At 72.9% G+C, this 16,098-nt stretch carries 16 protein-coding genes; 9 read left to right on the top strand and 7 right to left on the bottom strand.

Annotated elements, in window-relative coordinates; all coding sequences use genetic code 11:
• Positions 1-25: 25 nt before the first annotated feature.
• Together VGD70_RS27720 and VGD70_RS27715 are read right to left on the bottom strand one after the other, a co-directional pair.
• Positions 26-790 (bottom strand): maleylpyruvate isomerase N-terminal domain-containing protein, encoded by a 765-nt coding sequence (locus VGD70_RS27720; protein WP_331086403.1) that lies wholly within the window; start codon positions 788-790, stop codon positions 26-28.
• Positions 787-1,200 carry an SAV_6107 family HEPN domain-containing protein gene (locus VGD70_RS27715; protein WP_331086401.1) on the bottom strand — a complete coding sequence of 138 codons (414 nt, stop codon included), beginning with the start codon at positions 1,198-1,200 and terminating at the stop codon, positions 787-789. The genes VGD70_RS27720 and VGD70_RS27715 overlap by 4 nt, the downstream gene beginning before the upstream one ends.
• A 217-nt stretch (positions 1,201-1,417) precedes the next feature.
• Between VGD70_RS27715 and VGD70_RS27710 the strand changes: the two genes are divergently transcribed.
• Both VGD70_RS27710 and VGD70_RS27705 read left to right on the top strand, forming a co-directional pair.
• The gene (locus tag VGD70_RS27710; protein WP_331086399.1) at positions 1,418-1,939 is read left to right on the top strand and encodes a YbaK/EbsC family protein; all 522 of its coding nucleotides are present in this window, start codon (positions 1,418-1,420) and stop codon (positions 1,937-1,939) included.
• A complete protein-coding gene (locus tag VGD70_RS27705) occupies positions 1,936-2,505 on the top strand; it encodes a GNAT family N-acetyltransferase (RefSeq protein WP_331086397.1) in 570 nt (189 codons plus the stop codon). The genes VGD70_RS27710 and VGD70_RS27705 overlap by 4 nt, the downstream gene beginning before the upstream one ends.
• Here VGD70_RS27705 and VGD70_RS27700 read toward each other — a convergent pair.
• Both VGD70_RS27700 and VGD70_RS27695 read right to left on the bottom strand, forming a co-directional pair.
• Positions 2,502-2,885 (bottom strand): RidA family protein, encoded by a 384-nt coding sequence (locus VGD70_RS27700; protein WP_331086395.1) that lies wholly within the window; start codon positions 2,883-2,885, stop codon positions 2,502-2,504. The two genes, VGD70_RS27705 and VGD70_RS27700, sit on opposite strands and share 4 nt — an antisense overlap.
• On the bottom strand, positions 2,882-4,552 hold the full coding sequence (locus VGD70_RS27695) for a DUF885 domain-containing protein (protein WP_331086394.1): 1,671 nt from the start codon (positions 4,550-4,552) through the stop codon (positions 2,882-2,884). The genes VGD70_RS27700 and VGD70_RS27695 overlap by 4 nt, the downstream gene beginning before the upstream one ends.
• Before the next feature lie 90 nt (positions 4,553-4,642).
• On the opposite strand from VGD70_RS27695, the gene VGD70_RS27690 reads away from it, so the two are divergent.
• The gene (locus tag VGD70_RS27690; RefSeq protein ID WP_331086392.1) at positions 4,643-5,332 is read left to right on the top strand and encodes a DUF3153 domain-containing protein; all 690 of its coding nucleotides are present in this window, start codon (positions 4,643-4,645) and stop codon (positions 5,330-5,332) included.
• Between the two features lie 144 nt (positions 5,333-5,476).
• On the opposite strand, the gene VGD70_RS27685 is transcribed toward VGD70_RS27690, so the two are convergent.
• Positions 5,477-6,403, bottom strand: a complete 927-nt coding sequence (locus tag VGD70_RS27685; RefSeq protein ID WP_331086390.1) for a methylenetetrahydrofolate reductase — start codon at positions 6,401-6,403, stop codon at positions 5,477-5,479.
• Positions 6,404-6,500: 97 nt separating this feature from the next.
• On the opposite strand from VGD70_RS27685, the gene VGD70_RS27680 reads away from it, so the two are divergent.
• The 4 genes from VGD70_RS27680 (at position 6,501) to VGD70_RS27665 (ending at position 11,679) form a co-directional block, all read left to right on the top strand.
• Positions 6,501-7,640, top strand: coding sequence for a polyprenyl synthetase family protein (locus VGD70_RS27680; RefSeq protein ID WP_414638074.1), 1,140 nt, complete (start codon positions 6,501-6,503; stop codon positions 7,638-7,640).
• A gap of 2 nt (positions 7,641-7,642) precedes the next feature.
• Positions 7,643-9,193: a phytoene desaturase family protein gene (gene crtI, locus VGD70_RS27675; RefSeq protein ID WP_331086386.1), complete on the top strand. Its 1,551-nt coding sequence runs from the start codon at positions 7,643-7,645 to the stop codon at positions 9,191-9,193.
• Between the two features lie 123 nt (positions 9,194-9,316).
• The gene (locus VGD70_RS27670) at positions 9,317-10,738 is read left to right on the top strand and encodes a hypothetical protein (protein ID WP_331086384.1); all 1,422 of its coding nucleotides are present in this window, start codon (positions 9,317-9,319) and stop codon (positions 10,736-10,738) included.
• Positions 10,702-11,679 carry a phytoene/squalene synthase family protein gene (locus VGD70_RS27665; RefSeq protein WP_331086382.1) on the top strand — a complete coding sequence of 326 codons (978 nt, stop codon included), beginning with the start codon at positions 10,702-10,704 and terminating at the stop codon, positions 11,677-11,679. Before VGD70_RS27670 ends, VGD70_RS27665 begins: the two co-directional genes overlap by 37 nt.
• 189 nt (positions 11,680-11,868) lie before the next feature.
• Here VGD70_RS27665 and VGD70_RS27660 read toward each other — a convergent pair whose 3' ends face one another.
• Positions 11,869-12,237, bottom strand: coding sequence for an Rv2175c family DNA-binding protein (locus tag VGD70_RS27660; RefSeq protein ID WP_331086380.1), 369 nt, complete (start codon positions 12,235-12,237; stop codon positions 11,869-11,871).
• A gap of 115 nt (positions 12,238-12,352) precedes the next feature.
• Between VGD70_RS27660 and VGD70_RS27655 the strand changes: the two genes are divergently transcribed.
• The gene (locus tag VGD70_RS27655) at positions 12,353-14,491 is read left to right on the top strand and encodes a Stk1 family PASTA domain-containing Ser/Thr kinase (RefSeq protein ID WP_331086378.1); all 2,139 of its coding nucleotides are present in this window, start codon (positions 12,353-12,355) and stop codon (positions 14,489-14,491) included.
• Between the two features lie 89 nt (positions 14,492-14,580).
• Complete coding sequence (locus VGD70_RS27650) at positions 14,581-15,849, top strand: wax ester/triacylglycerol synthase domain-containing protein (protein WP_331086376.1); 1,269 nt, start codon at positions 14,581-14,583, stop codon at positions 15,847-15,849.
• A 116-nt stretch (positions 15,850-15,965) separates the two neighbouring features.
• On the opposite strand, the gene VGD70_RS27645 is transcribed toward VGD70_RS27650, so the two are convergent.
• Positions 15,966-16,098 (bottom strand): 3-deoxy-7-phosphoheptulonate synthase (locus VGD70_RS27645; RefSeq protein WP_331086432.1); only part of this gene is annotated, 133 nt, incomplete at its 5' end.

The following is a 16,098-nucleotide window of genomic DNA, read 5'->3' as shown; positions in this document are numbered from 1 at the left end:
CGCTAGCCGAGACCACCGACAGAAATCAGTGCGTCGCCAGCCGCAGCAGGTGCCACAGCTGCGCGACGCCCGCCCGGTCACCGTCCGGCGTGGCGGTGGGGATCGGGCGGCGACCCCACAACCACAGGTACATCCCGGTGGGATCGCTGGTGATCGTGGCGTCCGCGGGCTCGTCCGGCAGCGCCTGCCACGACGCGGTGCCCGTGGCGGCGATCCGCGCGATCCACCGCCGCCGCCCGGCGACCACCGCCACGTCGCCGGTCCACGAGTTGGTGACGCCGAGAACCTCGAGCCGGTGGGTGAACCACAGCGACAGGATCTCGTCGATGCCGTCGAACGCGATGTCCTCCGCGACGCCGCCGACCAACATGGCGGCGGCCGCCTGCTGGACGTCGATGCGGTGGACCGTGCTCTCGTGCGCCATCCGCCGGTACCAGAACCCGTAGGTCTGGTCGAGCGGCCACCAGGTCGGGCAGCCCTCGGCGGGATCGTGCGCGGACAGCTCGGCGAGGAGCCCGCGGAGGCCCACCCGTAAGTAGTCCTCAGTGGACTGACCCGCCGCCGGCGCGCGCTGCCAGACGGTGGGCACGCCACCGCCGGAACGCAGCCACGACACGACCATCCGGTAGACGCTGCCGACGTGCCGCACCGTCTCGCCCAGCGTCATCCCCGGGGCGTACTTGATGACGGTCTCCGGATCCGCGCCGCGCGCCGACGACGCCAGCAGCTCACCCTCCAACTCCAGCACCTCGAGCAGGCGGCCGTGGTCGGCCAGTGCTCGACCGGTCATGGCGTGCCGTGGATCGCGCGCACGACCAGGTCGAGGAACTGCCTGCACTGGCGGACGAGGTCGTCGGCGGACCGGTCGGTGACCGCGCGGGTGATGCCGGCCTGCACCGACGCGCGGGTGGCCGAGCAGGACGCGAAGAACGCCGCCCACTCGCGCAGCTCGGGTGCCACCGAGGCGAGCAGCGTCCACACGCTCATCGGCCGCGAGCGCGCCCGGTGCGGCCGCCCGCGCATGGCGAGCAGCGCCGCGGCGGCGCGCAGCGCGGCGAGGTAGGCCTGGGCGAACCGTTGCGCCGGGTCGGGGTCGTGGGTGGCGTCGGCGAGGCCGCGCTCGGCCTGGGAAAGCAGGGTGAGCGCCGGCTCCGGCACGGTCATGGGCTCGTTGTCGCGGTAGTCCAGAGTGGTGGTCACCTGACGCCTCCTCGCGTGCACAGTCGTCACCCGGCGTGACGACCTGCCGTGGGGAAGCCGGCGGCGCTCGGTGGTGAGGCGCTTCCCCCGCCCCACCACCGAGCTCTGCTCGAACGTCTGTTCGAACGATTCGAGCTTAACTCCGGGCACCGACAGACTCAACCTCACCCCGGACTTTCAGCGGCGACGCACGCCACACCTGTGCTCTGATGTGCCCATGACCTCTCTCGACCACCCCTCGATCAGCACGTTGTCCGCTGCGCTGCGCGAGGCCGGGCTGCCGGCCGCCGCCGACGGGATCCGCATCCTGGACGACGAGGCGCGCACCGCGGCGGCCGCCGCCGCGGCACTCGGCGTCCCCGTCGGCGCGATCGCGAACAGCCTCGTCTTCCGCGCTACCGAAGGTGACCGGGTCAGCCCGTTGCTCGCGCTGACCTCCGGCGCGCACCGGGCCTCCCCGGCGCGGTTGGCCACGCTGGCCGGGGTGTCGCGGGTGAGCCGGGCGGACCCCGCGTTCGTGCGCGAGCACACCGGGCAGGTGATCGGTGGCGTGTCGCCGGTCGGGCATCCCCGGCCCATCACCACGGTGGTCGATCGGGCCCTGGCCGACCACGAGGTCGTGTGGGCCGCGGCCGGGCACCCGAAGGCCGTGTTCCCGACGACGTTCGCCGAGTTGGTCGCGCTGACGGGGGGCATGGCTGCGGACGTCGCGGCCGAAGAGGAGAATCCCGTGTCGTGACCGCGGTTCCACCACGGGTCGAGCGCTTCGTCGACCTCGGCCAGGACGAGTTGCGCGCCCGGCTGCCCGAGGCGCTGTCGCTGTACGTCACGGCGATGCGCTACCCCAACGGCACGGCCGAGCAGCGCGCGCCGATGTGGCTGGCGCACATGCTGCGCACCGACTGGCGATGCGTGGCCGCGCTCGACCCGGACGACCACCTGGTCGGCATCGCGTACGGCTACCGCGGGGCGACCGGCCAGTGGTGGCACGAGCAGGTGCGGCGCGGCATCATCGAGCGCTCGGGCCAGGAGTTCGCCAACTCCTGGCTCGACGACTACTTCGAGCTCACCGAGGTCCACGTCCGCCCGGCCGGCCAGGGCCGCGGCGTGGGCGAGGATCTGCTGCGCCGGCTGCTGGCGGAGGTCCGGGCGAGCAAGGTGCTGCTGTCGACGCCGGAGGGCCCGTCGCGCGCGTGGCGCCTGTACTACCGGATGGGCTTCACCGACGTCCTGCGCCACTACCGCTTCACCGGCGACCCCCGCCCGTTCGGCGTGCTGGGCCGCACCCTCCCCCTCGAGAGCTAGACCGCGGCCAGGGCCTCGATCTCGACGCGGAACGACGGGTTCACCAAGCCCGCCACCTGGACCAGCGAGCTGGCCGGCGGGGGCTGGTCCGCCGGCAGGTACTGGTCGCGGATCTCGCGGAACGTCGGTAGGTCGGCGAGATCGGTGAGGAACACGGTCAGCTTCACCACGTGGCGAAAGTCCGCGCCCGCCCCGGCCAGGGCCGTTGCCAGGTTCTCGAAGACCTGGCGGACCTGGCCGGCGGGATCGGCGGGGATCTCGCCGGATGCGGACAGCGGGACCTGGCCCGAGATCACGACCAGGCGGCCGGTGAACGACACCGCGTGGCTGTAGCCGTTCGGCGGGGGAAGGCCGTCCGGGCGGGGAAAGAAGGACGTCACAGGGCCGCGAGCCGCTCGCGCATCGTGTCCAGACCCATCTGGCCCATGCGCAGCGCCCGCATGTGGAAGTGCTTCAGGTCGAACTCCGCACCGGCGCGGGCACGGGCGTCGTCGCGGGCGGAGAGCCACAGGCGTTCGCCGAGTTTGTAGGCCGGGGCCTGGCCCGGCCAGCCCAGGTACCGGTCGATCTCGTCGCGGACCAGGGCCTCCTTCGCGATCGTGCGGGTGAGCATGAACTCCAGGCCCAGGTCCGGCGTCCAGCGCTCGCCCTCGTGGAACCCGGTGCCGCGCGGGATCTCCAGCCGCAGGTGCATCCCGATGTCGATGATCACCCGCGCCGCGCGGAACAGGCTCTCGTTCAGCATGCCCAGCAGGTCACCGTCGTCGGAGAGGTAGCCGAACTCACCCATCAGCCGCTCCGCGTACAGCGCCCAGCCCTCGCTGTAGGCCGGCACCCACGCCAGCAGCCGCTGGTACTTGTTGAGCCGCTTCGCCTCGAAGGTCGCGGTCGCGATCTGCAGGTGGTGGCCCGGCACGCCCTCGTGGTAGACGGTGCTGACCTCGCGCCACGTGGTGAACTCGTCCTCGCCCGGCGCCAGCGCCCACCACATCGCGCCCGCGCGGGAGAAGTCGTCCGACGGGCCCGTGTAGTACGCCCCGCTGCCACCGCCCGGCGGGGCGATCTTGCAGTCGAGCCGCATGATGTCGTCGGGGATCTCGAAGTGCACGTCCCGCAGGTCGGCGAGCGCCTGGTCGGACAGCCGCTGCATCCACTCGCGGAGCGCCGCGCGACCGCTGACCTTGTACCGCGGGTCGGCGTCGAGCACGCCGGCCGCCTCGCGGACGCTCGCCCCCGGCCTGATCCGCCCCGCGACCTCCCGCATCTCGGCCTCGATCCGGAGGAACTCCGCCCAGCCCCACTCGTAGGCCTCCCCCAGGTCCAGCCGGGCGCCGAGGTACATCCGCGACCACAGCCCGTAGACCTCCGCGCCGACCGCGTCCTCCGCCGGCGCCTGCGGCAGCAGCTCGTCGCGCAGGAACTTCGCCAGGTCCGCGTAGGCCTGCCCGGCCGCGGCGGCCCCGGCGTCGAGGTCGGCCCGCAGCGCGTCGTCGACCGGCGCCTCGGCGGCGAACGACGCGAAGAACGCCGGCTCGTCGTCCAGGCCGGCCCAGGTCGAGCACTGCTCGGCGACCTTGGACACCTGCCGCACCGCCGCCACCCGCCCGTTCGCCGCCGCGTGCCGCAGGCTCTCCCGGTAGCTCGCGAGCGCCTCCGGCATGGCCGACATCCGGGCGGCGATCGTGCGCCACGCGTCGGGCGAGTCGGTGGGCATCAGGTCGAACACCATGCGCAGGTCCTGCACCGGGCTCGCGAGCACGTTCAGCGACGCGACGGTCAGCCCCGCGTCGTAGATCTCCCGCTCGATGCCCAGCCGCTCGGTGAACACCGCCTTCGCGTCGCGCTCGCCGTCGTCCGCCGGCTCCTGCGCACCCACCGCCCGCAGCGCGGCCGCGATCAGCTCGGCGCGCGCGGCGTGCCCGTCCGGGGACAGGTCGGGCAGCTGGTCGTCGTAGTCGGTGATGCCCAGCGACGTGGCGGTCATCGGCTCGAGCCGGACGTAGTCGTCCACATAGGAGTCGCAGATGCGGTGCACGGGGGTGTCCATGGTCTGCGACGGTACCCAACGCGGCACGTGGTTTCGAACGGGAAACCGCCTGGTGTCCGGCACTCGTGCAGCTCCTGGCAGGATGTCCCGGTGCGCAGCGCTGGCCGAGATCAAGTTCGCAGGGGGCTCGGGCTCGTCGTGCTGCTCGGCGTCATGATGGCCACGCTCACGGGCTGCCTCCGGGTGCACGCCGCGCTCGCGATCTCCCAGGACGACGTGATCTCCGGTGAGCTCGTCATCGCCGCGCTGCCGGTGAGCAAGGACGACAACGGCCCCAAGCTCACCGTCCCGCCCCAACTCGCCGACAAGGTCACCACCGAGCCCTACACCGCGGACGGCTACGTCGGCCAGAAGGTCACGCTGAGCGGCGTGCGGTTCGCCGACGTCACGGTGCTCGTGGAGTCGATCTCGACGATGCGGCAGTACCGGATGTCGTTCCGGCGCTCCGGCGACCTGGTGTCCCTCGCCGGCTCGATCGACCTCACCCGGGTGCCGCCCGACCGGGCCGACGTGCAGATCAAGATCGCGTTCCCGGGCCGGATCTCCCGCACCAACGGCGACAACGTCGACGGCACGATCAGCTGGGCCCCGAAGCCGGGCGCGGTCACCGAGTTCGCCGCCACCGCGCAGTACTCGAACGCGGCCGGCGTGTCCTGGACCCAGTGGGTGGCGCTCGTGGGCGGCGGCGCGGTGGGCGTGGCGGTGCTGGTGGTGCTGCTGGCCCTGTTCACCCACCGGCGCAGCCTCAGGCTCGAGCGAACCCAGGCCCGCCGGGCCTAGTCCGCCTCCCCGGGATTCAAAGTGTGCGTTGCGTCCCGGCGAATGGTGCGGGTATCGAGGTGGGTGGTGGCTGGGTGCCGTCACGGTCCCCTGAGGTTCCGGTGGTCGGCGCAGGACTTCACACGATGATCTACGAGACAGGCCTTAGCCGGCGGCCTTAGCCGACTGGTCGTAGTTCGCCTTCGTGTCGGGGCGGGTGGGCACCAGGCCGAGCCGGTCCACCATCTCCTTCGTCGCCTTCGAGCGGTTGAACGTGTAGAAGTGCAGGCACGGCACGCCCTCCGCGAGCAGCCGCTCGGACAGCTCGGTGGTGACGTCCATGCCGGCCGCGCGGAACGCCTTGGCGTCCTCGGCGAGCGGGCCCAGCCGGTCGGCGAGTGCCTGGGGCACCTCGGCACCGGACAGCTCCACGGTCTTCGACAGGATCTTCGGCGTGGTGAGCGGCATGACGCCGGGCAGGAGCAGCGCGTCGCAGCCGCGTGCCGCGACCCGGTCGCGCATCCGCAGGAAGTCGTCGGCCTCGAAGAACAGCTGGGCGATCGCGAAGTCCGCGCCGGCGCGGAGCTTGCGGACGAGGTACTCGGTGTCGATGTCGACGTCGTCCGAGCGCGGGTGGCCGTAGGGGAACGCGGACACGCCGACGCAGAAGTCGCCGAGCTCGCGCACCAGGCGCACCAGCTCCTCGGCGTAGGCCAGCCCCTCGGGGTGCTGCACCCACTCGCCCATCGGGTCGCCGGGCGGGTCGCCGCGCAGCGCCAGCACGTTGCGCACACCCAGCTCGGCGTACCAGCCGATGACGTTGCGCAGCTCGGCGACCGAGTGGTCGACGGCGGTGAGGTGCGCCATCGACACCAGCGTGGTCTCGCGGACCACCCGGCCGGTGGTGCGGATGGTCCGGTCCCGGCTGGACCCGCCTGCCCCGTAGGTGACGGAGACGAACGCCGGGTCCAGACCCTCCAGCGACCGGATGGAGTTCCACAGCCGCTGCTCGTCCGCGTCGTCGCGAGGAGGCATGAACTCGACGGAGAACACCGGCCGGTCACCCGGGATACGCGCCACCACCGAAGTCATGGGTCCAGGGTAGTAAAGCCGCGTATCGCGCAACCCGGCCTACCAGCAAAGCGCTAGCGGACCCCCGCTGATATGTGAGCGGGGACGACCACGCACCATGGTCCGCGTGCCCCCGGCTCCTGATCTCCCCACCGCCGTCGACCAGGCGGTCCGCGCCGACATCGACGCCGCCGTGCATCTCCACGTCGAGGACATCCTCGCCCGCTACCTGGCCGAACGCCGCGCCGAGCTGCCCGAGCTCGCCCGCACGTTCGCCCAGGCCGTCGACACGCTGTCCGACTTCGCGCTGCGCGGCGGCAAGCGGCTGCGGCCCACGTTCGCCTGGTGGGCCTGGCGCGCCGCGGGCGGCGAGCCGGACGGGCCGCGGGCCCACGCGGTGCTGCACGCGGTCAGCGCGCTCGAGCTGATCCAGACGTGCGCGCTCGTGCACGACGACATCATGGACGCCTCCGAGCTGCGCCGCGGCCACCCGACCGTGCACGTCCGGTTCACCGAGGCGCACCGCGCCGGCGACTGGCTGGGCGAGCCCGAGCGGTTCGGCATGGCCGCCGCGATCCTGCTCGGCGACCTCGCGCTGGCGTGGGCGGACGACATGTTCGAGAGCGCTGCTCTCGAACAGGACATGCGCTCCGCCGCGAGAGCGCCGTGGCAGGCGATGCGCGCGGAGATGTTCGCCGGGCAGTACCTGGACGTGCTCGCGCAGGCCGAGGGCGACGAGTCGGAGGAGCGCGCGCTCGGCGTGGCCAGGCTCAAGACGGCGGCGTACACGGTGGAGCGGCCGCTGCACATGGGCGTCGCGTTCGCCGGCGCCGGGCCACGCACGGTCGAGGCGGTGCGTGCGTTCGGCGCGGACATCGGCGTGGCGTTCCAGTTGCGCGACGACCTGCTGGGCATGTACGGCGACACCGAACTCACCGGCAAGCCGGCCGGCGACGACCTGCGCGAGGGCAAGCGGACGCTGCTGATGGCCCTCGGCATGGACTTCGCCACCCGCGCCGGCCGGGGCGCCGACGCCGACTTCCTGCGCGCCGCGCTCGGCGACCCCGAGCTGCGGCCGGACACCCTCGCCCGGGTCCGCGAGCTGCTCGTCGAGGTCGGCGCGGTGGCCGAGCTGGAGCGGCGGATCACCACGCTGACGTCCTCGGCGCTCGCGGCGCTGGACAAGTCGGGCCTGGCCGAGCCGGGTGTCACCCGGCTGCGCGACCTCGCGATGGCCGCCACCCGACGGGACCGCTGACCTTGCGCGTCCTCACCGGGCCCACGGACCATGTGGTGGTCGTCGGCGCCGGGCTCGCCGGGCTCTCCGCCACGTTGCACCTGCTGGGCGCGGGCCGCTCGGTGACGGTGCTGGAGGCGGCGGCGGGACCGGGCGGCCGGGCGGGCTCGGCGGCGATGGCGGGCTACCGGATCGACACGGGCGCGTCGGTGCTGACGATGCCGGAGCTGATCGAGGAGGCCCTCGCCGCGGTCGGCGAGTCGCTGGCCGACCGGCTCTCGCTCACCAGGCTCGACCCGTCCTACCGGGCGCGCTTCGCCGACGGCAGCAGCCTCGACGTGCACGCCGACGCGGACGCGATGGCCGCCGAGGTCACCCGGTTCGCCGGGCCGCGGGAGGCCGACGGCTACCGGCGGCTGCGGTCGTGGCTCACCGAGCTGTACCGGCTGCAGCGCGACGAGTTCATCGGCGCCAACTTCGACTCACCGCTGGACATCGTGGGCCCGCAGCTCGCCCGGCTCGCGGCGATCGGCGCGTTCGGCCGGCTCGGGCCGGCGATCGGCCGGTTCCTGTCCGACGAGCGGCTGCGCCGGGTGTTCTCGTTCCAGTCGCTCTACGCCGGGCTCGCGCCGCACCAGGCGCTGGCCGCCTACGGCGTGATCGCCTACATGGACACGATCGCGGGCGTGTACTTCCCGCGCGGCGGGGTGGGCGCGGTCGCCGACGCCCTCGCCGACGCGGCCGCCGGCGCGGGCGCGTCGCTGCGGTACGACACCGGGGCCGCGTGGCTGGAGCGGACCGGCGAGCGGGTGACCGCGGTCCGGACCACGCACGGCGAGCGGATCCCGTGCGACGCGGTCGTCCTCACGCCGGACCTGCCGGTGAGCTACCGGCTGCTCGGCGGGGCGCCGCGCCGGCCGGTGCGGCCGCGGTGGTCGCCGTCGGCGGTGGTGCTGCACGCGGGGGTCACCCGCAGCTGGCCGGAGCTCGCCCACCACACGGTGTTCTTCGGCGACGCGTGGTCCCGGACGTTCGACGAGATCCTGGTCCGCGGCCGGCTGATGAGCGACCCGTCGCTGCTGGTCACCCGGCCGACGGCGACCGACCCGGGCCTCGCGCCCGCCGGCCGCGAGCTGGTGTCGGTGCTGGCGCCCTGCCCGAACACCGCGGTCGGCCGGATCGACTGGCCACGGGTCGGGCCGGCGTACCGGGAGGAGCTGGGCCGGGTCCTGGCGGCGCGGGGGCTGGTCGACTTCGACGCGTCGGTCGAGGTCTCCCAGCTGGTCACGCCGGCGGACTGGGAGGCGGCGGGGCTGGCCGCGGGGTCACCGTTCTCGCTGGCCCACACGTTCCGCCAGACCGGGCCGTTCCGGCCGCGCAACCTGGTGCGCGGGTTCGGCAACGTGGTGCTCGCCGGCTGCGGCACGACACCGGGTGTCGGCATCCCGCCGGTGCTGGTCTCGGGCCGGCTCGCGGCCGCCCGGGTGACCGGCGCCGGCCGCCGCGCCCGGCGGATCGTGGCAGGTTCCGGCCGGGTCGTGCCGGTGGCCGCCGCGCCGGCACCGGCGCCGTGAGCCAATCGTGGCCGAGCAGACGGGAGGATCCCGCACATGCCGGCTCGCGGAGTTGGGATACTCCTCGCACAGTGCGGGTGTGCGCCGCCGGCGAGTGACGGACGGCGCGGATGGGGAGCAACCATGCGGCGACAACGAGGCTGGCACCCGGCGGCGACCACGAGGCGCCGCCGGGGCACGCTCGCGGGGGTGCTGGCCGGCGTCGTGCTCGCGGTCGCCGGCTGCACCAACGCGGTCGCCGGCGCGCCGACCGGGGTGGACATCGGTCCGCTGACCACCGCGGAGGGCACCGCGGAGTCGCTGGTCGACTTCGCCGAGGCGGCGGCCGTGCACTACACGGGCTCGCTGGTGGCGCAGGACGGCGCCGAGCTCACCGTGGACGTCACCGCGACGCTCACCGGCGAGGTGTCCGGCAAGATCACGGTCAACGGCCTCGCCGCGGACCTCCTGCTGGTCAGCGACACGCTCTACCTCAAGGGCGCGGCCGACTTCTGGACCGGCATGGTGGCCCGGTTCGGCGTCACCTCGGGCGACGGCGGCGCGCTCGCCGGCCGCTGGGTCAAGCTGCCGACCTCGCTCATCGGCGTCGAGTTCGGCGAGATCTTCACCCCGGACGTCGTCAGCCAGACCGCCGGCAAGGTCAAGCAGAAGGCCGGCGCGGACCTGACGAAGAACGCCAAGGAGAGCGTGGCCGGCGTCGACGCGTACGTGATCAAGGTCGAGGGCGGCACGGTCTACATCGCCGCCGCCGAGCCGCACGGGGTGCTGCGCTTCGAGCTGGACAAGATCGGCAGCACGGACACGACGACGGTCACCCACGCGGTGCTCGACGTCACCGACAGCTCGCCCGGGGTCGTGGCGTTCTACCACTCGCTGGACAAGGCATCGGCCGGGCTCAACACCGCGGTCGACGCGCTGGTCGGCGTCGAGCAGGGCGCGCACCGGTTCGAGGCGTGCGGCGCGCCGAGCTGCTCGCTGGTCGTGGACATCACCAACAGCGCGAAGACCGCCGTGCGGGTGCACCTCAAGGCCGACTGGACCGGCGACGGCGCCGCGCTCGGCAGCTGCGAGGGCCAGGTCGGCCCGGTCGCGCCGGGGGCGGCCGGCAAGATCAGCTGCAAGATCGCGACCCCGCAGTGGGTGAGCTTCTACCAGAAGGCGAACTCGGTGCCGGGCACGCACCCGTACGGCGCGCAGTGGTCCGCGCTGGTGCTCGCCGACCCGCCGGACCTGACCGACCTCAAGACGCGGGCCGCGACGAAGCCGGCCACCCAGGACGTCGCGAAGACCGATGGCACGTACGCGCTGTACCAGATCTCCTACGCCGGCAAGGTGTGGAAGTACGGCGTGGTGTCGAGCCGGTACTGGCAGGACCACGCGACCGAGCAGCTGCGCAGCTGCCTCGCGAGCACGAAGTCGGCGTGCTCGGCCTCGCTCGTGACGGCCACGGAGGACCCGGTGTCGGCGCACGCGCTGGCCGCGCAGCTGGTGGCCGGGCACAAGGACGGGTGTCCGGCCGGCCAGTGGGTGAGCTGCCCGCGTTGAGTCCCGAGCTAGCCGCCGCGTACCAGGCCTGCCGGCGGATCAACGCCCGCCACGGGCGGACGTACTTCCTGGCGACCCGGCTGCTGCCCGCGGACCGGCGCCCCGCGGTCCACGCGCTGTACGGCTTCGCCCGGCTGGCCGACGACATCGTGGACATCTCCACCGGCGACCGGGCCGGGGCGCTGGCCGGCCTCTCGCGGTCGCTGGCCGACGTTCTCGCCGGGGACGTGCCGGCGAGCCCGGTGCTGCTGGCGCTGGCGGACACGGTGCGGCGGTACGAGATCGCGCCGTCGCTGTTCGAGTCGTTCCTCGCGTCGATGCGGATGGATCTCACGGTCACCGAGTACCGCACCTTCGCCGAGCTGGCCACGTACGTGCACGGCTCGGCCGAGGTCATCGGGCTGCAGCTGCTGCCGGTGCTCGGGACCGTCGGGCCTCCCGAGGAGGCCGCGCCGTACGCGGCCGCGCTGGGGGAGGCGTTCCAGCTGACCAACTTTCTCCGGGACGTCGGGGAGGATCTTGCTCGGGGGCGGCTCTATCTGCCGGTCGAGGAGCTTGCCGCGTTCGGGGTGGATCGTGGCCGGCTCGAGTGGGTTCTCCGGTCCGGGCGCGGGGATCCGCTGGTTCGGCGGGCGCTCGCGCATCTGGTCGCTTACAACCACGCGGTCTATCGGCGGGCCTTGCCGGGGATTGCCTTGTTGCGGCCGGAGGCTCGGCCCTGTGTGCGGACGGCCGGGTTGCTGTACCGGCGGATCCTGGACGAGATCGTGCGGTCGGACTATGACGTGCTGGGGCGGCGGGTTGTCGTGCCTACCTACCGGCGTCTGGGGATCGCGTTGCCTGGGCTTGTTCGGGCCTTCGTCTCGCGTTCCGGCGTCTCTGGTGTCTTTCGTTCCGGTGGCTCCCCGGCTGGTGTCCCTGTTGTCCACAGGGGGCCTTAGCTGCGCCGTTTTGTCGGTGGTCGTCCGTAGGATGGATCTCGGGGGGCCGGAGGCCACGGCGTCATCCGTGTCGGTGGTCGGCCGAGCCCTTGTCGTCACTCTCTGCCCTTGTTCGGGCACCACTAATCGCGCCTCGACGCGGATCGTGGCTCCGGTCGGGCGTCTTTGGCCGATCTGTCGGCCTCCGGCCTACAGCGCGAGGGCCTGGGCGCGGCGCTTCACCTCTCGGCCGCCCGTTGCCCTCAGGGCGTCTATCGGGCGGCCGGGCAGGGTGTCGTCCGGGGTGAACAGCCAGCGGACCATCTCGTCCGGCGCGAAGCCGGCGTCCGCTAGGACCGTGATTGTTCCGGGGAGGCCCTTGACGATCGTGCCGTCGGTGGCGAGGAAGGCTGCCGGGACGCACAGCACGCCGTCGCGGCGGACCGCGACCAGGTGGCCGTCCCGCAACGCCTGTCGCACCTTCGTCACCGGCAGGCCCAGGCGCTGCGCCACATCGGGCAGCGGCAGCACCTCAACCTGGGGATCGAGCACGTCGTTGGCGGAGGGTGTCGCACTCACGCCTCACACGATGCCACACCAGCGACCGTCCCGCCCTGACGATTTTCGACGACCGATGGACACGGAATCGACGGCTTCACCACGCGCCGTGGACGCGCTCCGTACCATCACGGACGTGGACGAAAGGGGAGCCCGGCTCATTGGTGCGCTGCTGGAGCAGCGATACCGGGTTGACGCGCTGCTCGCACGCGGTGGGATGTCCTCGGTCTACCGCGGCCTGGACACCAGACTCGACCGCCGGGTCGCGATCAAGGTGATGGACGCGCGGTTCGCCGACGACCGCACCTTCGTCGACCGGTTCGAGCGGGAAGCGCGCTCGGCGGCCAAGATCCATCATCCGAACGTCGTTGCCGTGCACGACCAAGGGGTGGACGGGAACATTGAGGGCGACCTCGTCTACCTGGTCATGGAGCTGGTCGACGGCGGCACCCTGCGCGACCTCATCAACGAGCGCGGCGCGCTGGACGTCCCGCTCGCGCTGGCGATCATGGAACCGGTGCTGGCCGCACTGGCCTCGGCGCACCGGGCCGGTCTCGTGCACCGGGACGTCAAGCCGGAGAACGTGCTCATCGGGCACGGCGGCGAGCACGGCACCGCGGTGAAGGTCGGCGACTTCGGCCTCGTCCGCGCGGTCGCGAGCGCCGGCACCACCAGCTCGAGCATCATCCTCGGCACGGTCGCCTACCTCTCCCCCGAGCAGGTCACCACCGGCACGGCCACCGCCCGCGGCGACGTCTACTCCGCCGGCATCGTGCTCTACGAAATGCTCACCGGCGTCACCCCCTACACCGGCGACAACCCCCTCTCGATCGCCTACCGGCACGTGAACGACGACGTGCCCGCACCGAGCGTGCGCCTCACCGGCCTGCCGCCCGCGCTGGACGAGCTGGTCGTGCGCGCCACCCGCCGCGACCCGGACACCCGCCCGCAGGACGGCGCCGCGTTCCTGCAGGAGATGCTCGCCCTGCGTGCCCAGCTGTCCGTGCCCGCGGTGCCGGTCCCGGTGCCCGAGCCGACGATCCAGGACCGCACGATCCCCGTGACACCAGTGGACCGGGCCCGCGCGCTCACCCCGCCCGCGGCCGACGACCCGGAGGCCACCGCGGTCGGGCTGAACCTCGCCGAGGTCGGTCAGCCGGCGGCGGTCGCCACCAGCAACGCCACGATCGTCCGGCACCTGCCGGCCGGGTTCCAGGCGATGGGCCCGCAGGGCACCCGCGCGATGCTGCGCACCGGCCTCGACCAGGCCCCGCCGCCCCCACCCGCGATGCACCCGAACCTCGGGTCGCCGAGCGGGGGCTTCCCGGTGCCGCCGATGCCCCCGCCGCCCCGCAAGCCGAGCCGCGCCCAGCAGGGGATGCCGCCGCCGAAGCGGAACAACAACATCGTGCTGTGGAGCGTCGTCGTCGCGCTGGTGCTCGCCCTGGCCGGCACCACCACCTGGTGGTTCACCGCGGGCCGGTGGAGCACGGTGCCGAACGTGGCGGGCCAGCAGGCGACCAAGGCGCAGACGCAGCTGCAGCAGGCCGACCTGCAAGCCGACTTCACCCACGTCTGGGACAACAATGTCGACGCCGGCCTCGTGATCCGCACGGAACCGGCGGCCGGCAAGGACGTGCTGCGGGGCGAGAAGGTCAAGCTGGTCGTGTCCTCCGGGCCGCCACGGGTACCGGACGTCGTCCCGGGCACGAGCGTCGACGACGCGAAGCAGGCGATCAAGGACGCCGGCCTGCAACCGGGGCTCGACGACGGCCTGAACGAGTTCAGCAACGACGTCGCGAAGGGCACCGTGGTGCGCCTCGACCCGGAGAGCGGCACGCCGCTGCGGCTCAACGAGCGGGTCGACATCGTGCTCAGCAAGGGCGCGGAGCCCAAGCCGGTGCCCGACCTGCGCAACAAGACCAAGGACGAGGCGTTCGCGCAGCTGACGGAGCTGGGCTTCCAGCCGGTCGAGGGGCAGGCCCAGTTCGACCAGGACATCGAGGGCGGCCGGGTCATCAGCACCGACCCCCAGCCGGGCACGGTGCTCGACGGCGACAACAAGCAGGTCACCGTGGTGCTGTCGAACGCGGTGACCGTGCCCGACGTCAGCCAGAAGTCCCAGCAGGACGCCGAGGCGACGCTGCGCGGGCTCGGGCTGGACGTCGATGTCCAGAGCCTCGGTGGTGGCGGCGGTCCGGTGCTCGCGCAGAACCCGCCCGCTAACAGCCGGGTACAGGCCGGGACGAAGGTCACCATCTGGACAGTGCCCTGACCAGCACGAACGGGTGAAAATCGTTGGTGTCGCACGGGCTTAACGCACTGACCATGCGCGGGACACGTGCCGCTGGTGAGGTGGAGCGTATGTCACGACTCAGCGGACTGGACGTCGCGTTCCTGTGCCTGGAGACGCGGGCGCGGCCCATGCACATGGGCGGGGTGGCGGTCTTCCGCCCGACGCGTGCCGTCGACCTCGACGACCTCGTCGCGCTGGTGGCCACTCGCGCGGCGGCGGTCCCGGAGCTGGGGCGGACGGTGGCGCCCGTCTGGTTCCCGCCGGGTGCCGCCGAGTGGCGCGACGACCCGCGGTTCTCGGCCGCCGACCACGTGCACGGCTACCAGGTTTCCGATCGGCGGACGTTCGAGGCGTACGCGTCGGGCTGGATGGCGACGCCGCTGGACCTTTCCCGGCCGCCGTGGGACGTGCATGTGGTGACCGGGCTGCCGGACGGGGAGTTCGCGCTGCTGGTGAAGCTGCACCACGCGCTGGCCGACGGCGCCGGTGCGGTCGGGATCGCCGGCGCGTTGCTGGACCAGGGCACGCTGTCCGCGACGCGGGGTGCGGCTCCGGCCGCGCCGTGGAGTCCCGCGGACCTGCTGCGCCAGGGCCGGGAGGCGCTCGGGCTGGCCGGCACCGTGCTGCGCGCGACCCGCCGCCCGCCCACGCCCGCGCTGATGGCCGGCAGCTCGACCTCGCGCAAGCTGGCGTTCGTGCGGCTGGACGCGGCGGACGTGCGGCACATCCGCCGCCAGCACGGCGGCACGACGAACGACGTGGCGCTGGCGGTGATCGCGGGCGGCCTGCGGGACTGGCTGCTGACCCGGGACCTGCCGGTGGCCGGGGTGACGCCGCGAGCGCTGATCCCGGTCAACACCCGGGGCCGCGGTCAGGGCGAGGGCGGCAACCAGCTGTCGGCGTACCTGTGCGACCTGCCGGTCGGCGTGGCGGACCCGGTGGAGCGGCTGCGGTTCGTGCGCGCGGCGATGGATCGCAACAAGGCCGCCGGGGCGTCGGCCGGTCCGGGGACGGTGCCGATCTTGGCCAACATGCTGCCTTCCGCCGTGCATCGGGTGCTCACGCCGTCTGCCGCCTCCGCCGCTCCGTTCTTGTTCGACACCGTCGTGACCAACGTGCCGTTGCCTTCGGTGCCGCTTTCGTTGGGTGGGGCGTGGTTGCGGGAGGTTTATCCGTTCGCTCCGCTGGCTGGGGGGCATGGGCTCGGCGTGGCGGTGTCGGCCTATCGGGATGCCGTCCACATTGGACTTCAGGTCGACCGGGACTCCGTGCCTGACGTGGACGTGCTGGCTGCCTGTGTGGTCAAGGCCTGTGCCGCGCTTCATGAGCGGGCCTAGTCGTCCACAGGCTTCCGCCGCTGGCGCCGTTCTTGTCGGTGGTCGTCCGTAGGATGGATCTCGGGGGCCGGAGGCCAAGCCCTTCGCGTCGCTGGGGTCGAGGCTCGCGCTTTCCCTTACGAGCGAAGCATCTCTGCTACCAGGAAGGCCAGCTCGAGGCTCTGCTGCGTGTTCAGCCTCGGGTCGCAGGCCGTCTCATAGCGGCCGTGAAGGTCGTCGTCCGAGATCTCCTGGGCGCCGCCCAGGCAT

The organism is Actinophytocola sp. (assembly GCF_036402745.1).
In the GTDB taxonomy this organism is placed as follows: domain Bacteria; phylum Actinomycetota; class Actinomycetes; order Mycobacteriales; family Pseudonocardiaceae; genus Actinophytocola.
This window is presented reverse-complemented; position numbering and strand designations above follow the sequence as displayed.

Coding starts and splice junctions, on each gene's coding strand:
- VGD70_RS27670 (WP_331086384.1), top strand. CDS start 9,317: ATGCGGCGACAACGAGGCTGGCACCCGGCGGCGACCACGAGGCGCCGC.
- VGD70_RS27685 (WP_331086390.1), bottom strand. CDS start 6,403: ATGACTTCGGTGGTGGCGCGTATCCCGGGTGACCGGCCGGTGTTCTCC.
- VGD70_RS27650 (WP_331086376.1), top strand. CDS start 14,581: ATGTCACGACTCAGCGGACTGGACGTCGCGTTCCTGTGCCTGGAGACG.
- VGD70_RS27680 (WP_414638074.1), top strand. CDS start 6,501: ATGGTCCGCGTGCCCCCGGCTCCTGATCTCCCCACCGCCGTCGACCAG.
- VGD70_RS27695 (WP_331086394.1), bottom strand. CDS start 4,552: ATGGACACCCCCGTGCACCGCATCTGCGACTCCTATGTGGACGACTAC.
- VGD70_RS27710 (WP_331086399.1), top strand. CDS start 1,418: ATGACCTCTCTCGACCACCCCTCGATCAGCACGTTGTCCGCTGCGCTG.
- VGD70_RS27720 (WP_331086403.1), bottom strand. CDS start 790: ATGACCGGTCGAGCACTGGCCGACCACGGCCGCCTGCTCGAGGTGCTG.